This window comes from Clostridium sp. 1001271st1 H5, assembly GCF_005845215.1.
In the GTDB taxonomy this organism is placed as follows: domain Bacteria; phylum Bacillota; class Clostridia; order Lachnospirales; family Lachnospiraceae; genus Enterocloster.
In genome coordinates this window covers 2,157-5,268 of sequence record NZ_SPHO01000048.1, presented here as the reverse complement: position 1 = coordinate 5,268, position 3,112 = coordinate 2,157, and the positions used below count along the sequence as shown (strand labels likewise).

Sequence of the window (3,112 nt, the reverse complement as noted above, 5' to 3'; positions counted from 1 at the left end):
TTCCCTTAACCTTTTTGGATAAGCCCTCGACCGATTAGTATTAGTCAGCTCCGTACATTACTGCACTTCCACCTCTAACCTATCTACCTCGTCGTCTTCAAGGGGTCTTACTCGCTTTCGCGATGGGATATCTCATCTTGAGGGGGGCTTCACGCTTAGATGCCTTCAGCGTTTATCCCGTCCAGACTTGGCTACTCTGCCATGGCCTTGGTAAGCCAACAGATACACCAGCGGTCTGTCCATCCCGGTCCTCTCGTACTAAGGACAGCTCCTCTCAGATATCCTACGCCCGCGCCGGATAGGGACCGAACTGTCTCACGACGTTCTGAACCCAGCTCGCGTACCGCTTTAATGGGCGAACAGCCCAACCCTTGGGACCTGCTACAGCCCCAGGATGCGATGAGCCGACATCGAGGTGCCAAACCACTCCGTCGATGTGAACTCTTGGGAGTGATAAGCCTGTTATCCCCAGGGTAGCTTTTATCCGTTGAGCGATGGCAATCCCACTTTCATACCACCGGATCACTAAGTCCTACTTTCGTACCTGCTCGACCCGTCGGTCTCGCAGTCAAGCTCCCTTATGCCTTTGCACTCTTTGGATGGTTTCCAACCATCCTGAGGGAACCTTTGAGCGCCTCCGATACCCTTTCGGAGGCGACCGCCCCAGTCAAACTCCCCGCCTGACATTGTCCCCCGCCCGGGTCACGGGCGCAGGTTAGAAACCCAATATCGCAAGGGTGGTATCCCAACATTGGCTCCACACAGACTGGCGTCCATGTCTCAAAGCCTCCCACCTATCCTGTACATGCAATACCGAATCCCAGTATCAAACTGGAGTAAAGCTCCATGGGGTCTTTCCGTCCTGGCGCAGGTAACCAGCATCTTCACTGGTATTTCAATTTCACCGGGTGCATTGTTGAGACAGCGCTCAAATCATTACGCCTTTCGTGCGGGTCGGAACTTACCCGACAAGGAATTTCGCTACCTTAGGACCGTTATAGTTACGGCCGCCGTTTACTGGGGCTTAAATTCAAAGCTTCGATTGCTCTAACCTCTCCTCTTAACCTTCCAGCACCGGGCAGGCGTCAGCCCATATACCTCACCTTACGGTTTTGCATAGACCTGTGTTTTTGCTAAACAGTTGCTTGAGCCTATTCTCTGCGGCCACATCTCTGTGGCACCCCTTCTCCCGAAGTTACGGGGTCATTTTGCCGAGTTCCTTAACAATGCTTCTCCCGCCGGCCTTAGGATTCTCTCCTCATCTACCTGTGTCGGTTTACGGTACGGGCATGTATCACACAATAGCGGCTTTTCTTGACAGCCGGAATCACACACTTCGCTACTTTGGTTCGCTGCGCGTCACGTCTTCGGATTGTACGGCGGATTTGCCAACCGTACTCCTACCTCGCTTGCCCCGGTATTCCCATTCCCGGGCTGTGTTGTCCTTCTGTGTCCCCACAGTTCTGATGATACATGGTACAGGAATCTCAACCTGTTGTCCATCGGCTACGCCTCTCAGCCTCGCCTTAGGCCCCGACTTACCCAGAGCAGATCAGCTTTACTCTGGAAACCTTGGATATTCGGCCTGGAGGATTCTCACCTCCATCTCGCTACTCATTCCGGCATTCTCTCTTCTTAAAAGTCCACAGCTCCTTATCGGTACTGCTTCGCTCCTTTAAGAATGCTCCTCTACCAATGTACTTTCGTACATTCCTAAGCTTCGGTGTTGTGTTTCAGCCCCGGACATTTTCGGCGCAGGACCTCTCGACTAGTGAGCTATTACGCACTCTTTGAATGTGTGGCTGCTTCTGAGCCAACATCCTAGTTGTCTTTGAAATCCCACATCCTTTTCCACTTAACACACACTTTGGGACCTTAGCTGTAGGTCTGGGCTCTTTCCCTTTTGACTACCCAACTTATCTCGTGCAGTCTGACTCCCATACATCATTTATGCGGCATTCGGAGTTTGATATCCCTTGGTAAGCTTTGACGCCCCCTTAGGAATTCAGTGCTCTACCTCCGCTAAACTAATATGAGGCTAGCCCTAAAGCTATTTCGAGGAGAACCAGCTATCTCCGGGTTCGATTGGAATTTCTCCCCTATCCACACCTCATTCCCACCCTTTTCAACGGATGTGGATCCGGTCCTCCACGGAATTTTACTTCCGCTTCAACCTGGACATGGATAGGTCACCCGGTTTCGGGTCTGCCTGTACTGACTTGACGCCCATTTGAGACTTGGTTTCCCTTCGGCTCCGAGCCTTAAGCTCTTAACCTTGCCAGTACCGGCAACTCGCCGGACCGTTCTACAAAAAGTACGCGGTTGCACCTTAACGTGCTCCCACAGCTTGTAAACACAGGGTTTCAGGTTCTTTTTCACTCCCCTCCCGGGGTCCTTTTCACCTTTCCTTCACAGTACTATGCGCTATCGGTCACTAAGTAGTATTTAGCCTTGGAGGGTGGTCCCTCCGACTTCCCACAAGGTTTCTCGTGTCTCGTGGTACTCTGGATACTGCTGCTTCCTATTGTTTTCGTGTACGAGGCTTTCACTCTCTGCGGCCTGACTTCCCAGACAGTTCCACTAACAAATCGGTTCACGTTTGCAGTCCTTAACCCCAGCATGCACGCACACTGGTTTGGGCTCTTCCCATTTCGCTCGCCGCTACTTTGGGAATCGATGTTTCTTTCTCTTCCTCCGGTTACTTAGATGTTTCAGTTCACCGGGTTCCCCCTGCATGGCTATGGATTCACCATGCAGTGACTGAGGTTTGCTCAGCCGGGTTTCCCCATTCAGATATCTCCGGATCAAAGGATATTTGCTCCTCCCCGAAGCTTTTCGCAGCTTATCACGTCTTTCATCGGCTCTTAGTGCCAAGGCATCCACCCTGCGCTCTTTATAGCTTAACCAAAATGATTCCCCGCGGCGGGTTGCTGCGGTTCCTCTCACGTCCATAGCGTTGGACGCTTTGGTTCTAGGTTTGTTTATAAACGCTTTCGCATTTACAAGTTTGTTTTTCCATACAATCTCTTGTATGGCCTCGGATGTCTTGATATTCTGATTTAGAATATTCAATTCATTTTCATTCAATATGCGGTTTTCAAGGTACGTATCA

At 51.1% G+C, this 3,112-nt stretch carries 1 rRNA gene; it reads right to left on the bottom strand.

Features of this window, described 5'->3' with window-relative positions:
- Positions 1-14 precede the first annotated feature (14 nt).
- A 23S ribosomal RNA gene (locus FGS84_RS30305) occupies positions 15-2,906 on the bottom strand.
- Positions 2,907-3,112 lie beyond the last annotated feature (206 nt).